This is a genomic window from Streptomyces sp. 13-12-16 (genome assembly GCF_002114215.1).
In the GTDB taxonomy this organism is placed as follows: Bacteria; Actinomycetota; Actinomycetes; order Streptomycetales; family Streptomycetaceae; genus Streptomyces.
Map to the genome: position 1 here is coordinate 1 of NZ_NCTE01000912.1, position 2,484 is coordinate 2,484.

Here is a 2,484-nt window from a genome sequence, read left to right on the forward strand (position 1 = left end):
GGCGACGGGGGCGCCCCGCGCGAGCCCGGTCCGGGCGTGCGTGCCGGGCGTCGCCTGCGGGCGGGGATCCGGCGACGGGACCTAGGCGCGGCGCTGGCAGGCGACGCAGTACCGGGTGTGCGGGAGGATCTCCAGCCGCTCCGGCGGTACGGCCTTGGAACAGCCCAGACAGGCGCCGTAGGTGCCGTCGTCGACGCGCGTGAAGGCCTCGTCGATCTCCTTCAGGACACGCTTGATGGCGTCCCTCTGGTTGGACATCAGGTGGTCGCCGGGACTCTGCCCCGTTTCGTCGAGGGCCTTGAGCTGCGCGAGCCGGGTCGTGCGGGCGTGTTCGAGGCGCTGACGGACCTCGTCGGCGGCCGGGTGGGCGGTACGGGTTTCGGTGCGGGGCAGGTCGAGCGACACGGACGGTCCTCCTCGGGGACGGTGGCGTACGGATGTGACGTACGGGTGTTGTCCTCACCCTCGCCCGTTTCCGTCCCGGCGCCCATCGGGCGCGGTACCCATCTGAGCGGGGTCCGAGGACCCACCCCGCCCGGTGTGGGTCGGGCGGGCCGGCGGAAATGGGTCGCGGGGCCCATCGACCGGGGACCGCCGCTGGTGCAGGCTGGCCGGTGTCCGCCGGGACATGGGGGCCGCAGCCGCACAGGTCGGCGCGGTGACCGACAGTAGAGGCAGACGAGAAAGAGGAAGGCGTGACCTCCGTGTCCCTGTACTGGCGGATCTTCGGGCTCAACGCGGTGGTGCTGGGCAGTGCCACCGCGCTGCTGCTGTGGGCTCCGGTGACCGTGTCCGTTCCGGTGCTGCTGACCGAGGCGGTGATCCTGGTGGGCGGCCTCGGCGTCATGCTCGTCGCCAACGCGGCCCTGCTGCGCATCGGCCTCGCCCCGCTGGACCGGGTGACGCGGCTGATGGCCACCGTGGACCTGCTGCGCCCCGGTCAGCGGCTGCCCGTGCGCGGCGGCGGCGAGGTCGCCGAACTGGTCAGCACGTTCAATTCGATGCTGGAGCGGCTGGAGGGGGAACGCGTCGCGAGCAGCGCCCGCGCCATCCTCGCCCAGGAGGGCGAGCGGCGCCGTATCGCCCAGGAGCTGCACGACGAGGTCGGACAGAGCATGACGGCCGTGCTGCTGGCGCTGAAGCGGGCGGCCGACGAGGCGTCCCAGCCGCTGCGCGGTGAACTCCAGCAGGCGCAGGAGATCACCCGGGAGAGCCTCGACGAGGTCCGCCGGCTGGTGCGCCGGCTGCGTCCGGGCGTCCTGGACGATCTGGGGCTGGTCAGTGCGGTCACCTCGCTGGCCACCGAGTTCGCCACGCACACCGGGCTGCACGTGCTGCGCCGCTTCGACTCCGATCTGCCCGCTCTCGACCACGAGGCGGAGCTGGTGATCTACCGTGTGGCGCAGGAGAGCCTGACCAACGCCGCACGGCACGCCGAGGCGCGGTGCGTGGAGGTGAGCCTGCGCGCCGCCGACGGGTGCGTCGTCCTGGAGGTGGGTGACGACGGCCGCGGCATCGGGGCCGCCCACGAGGGCGCCGGGCTCCGCGGGATGCGGGAGCGGGCCCTGCTGATCGGGGCCGGACTGGACATCTCGAGCCCCGGCGAGACCTCCGCGACACCGGCCGGTACCCGGGTCCGGCTGACCGTGCCCACCGTCAGGAAGCAGTCATGAACCACCAGGACACCCAGGACACCCACGACGACCGCCGGACGGACACCACGATCCGGATCCTGCTCGCCGACGACCACGCGCTGGTGCGGCGCGGCGTGCGGCTCATCCTCGACCGGGAGCCGGACCTGGAAGTGGTCGCCGAGGCGGGTGACGGCGCGGAGGCGATCGCCATGGCCCGCACCCACGACGTCGACCTGGCCGTCCTGGACATCGCCATGCCGCGGCTGACCGGTCTGCAGGCCGCCCGCGAGCTGACCGCGCTGAAGCCGGGGCTGCGCATCCTGATGCTGACGATGCACGACAACGAGCAGTACCTGTTCCAGGCGCTCAAGGCCGGGGCCGGCGGCTACGTGCTGAAGTCCGTCGCGGACCGGGATCTGGTCGCCGCCTGCCGGGCCGCGATGCGGGACGAGCCGTTCCTGTACCCGGGTGCGGTGACCGCCCTGATCCGCAACTACCTCGACCGGGTGCGGCACGGCGAGGAGGCGCCGGAGCAGTTGCTGACCCCGCGCGAGGAGGAGGTGCTCAAGCTCGTCGCCGAGGGACACTCGTCGAAGGAGATCGCCGAGCTGCTGTTCATCAGCGTCAAGACGGTCCAGCGGCACCGCGAGAACCTGCTGCACAAGCTGGGGCTGCGGGACCGCCTCGAACTGACCCGTTACGCCATCCGCGCCGGGCTCGTCGAGCCTTGACCGCCGACCGGCGGGGACGCTCCGCCCGCCTTCCGTCCCGGGCCGCCGCGGCGGCCCTCGCCGCGTTCGCGGCCGTGCTGCTGGCCCTCGGGTTCACCCACGGCGCGGAACCCGTCCCC

General features: G+C 73.0%; 3 protein-coding genes. 2 read left to right on the plus strand and 1 reads right to left on the minus strand.

Translation table 11 applies throughout. From position 1 onward, the window contains the following. Positions 1–81 precede the first annotated feature (81 nt). Complete coding sequence (locus B7767_RS31985; protein WP_085575180.1) at positions 82–405, minus strand: TraR/DksA C4-type zinc finger protein; 324 nt, start codon at positions 403–405, stop codon at positions 82–84. 290 nt (positions 406–695) lie between these two features. On the opposite strand from B7767_RS31985, the gene B7767_RS31990 reads away from it, so the two are divergent. Beyond that, on the plus strand, positions 696–1,673 hold the full coding sequence (locus tag B7767_RS31990; protein WP_085575181.1) for a sensor histidine kinase: 978 nt from the start codon (positions 696–698) through the stop codon (positions 1,671–1,673). Further along, positions 1,670–2,365, plus strand: coding sequence for a response regulator transcription factor (locus B7767_RS31995; RefSeq protein WP_085575182.1), 696 nt, complete (start codon positions 1,670–1,672; stop codon positions 2,363–2,365). Before B7767_RS31990 ends, B7767_RS31995 begins: the two co-directional genes overlap by 4 nt. The last annotated feature ends 119 nt before the right edge of the window (positions 2,366–2,484 follow it).

Excerpts from the sequence above, each read along its gene's own strand:
- B7767_RS31995 (WP_085575182.1), top strand. The coding sequence starts at position 1,670 with ATGAACCACCAGGACACCCAGGACACCCACGACGACCGCCGGACGGAC.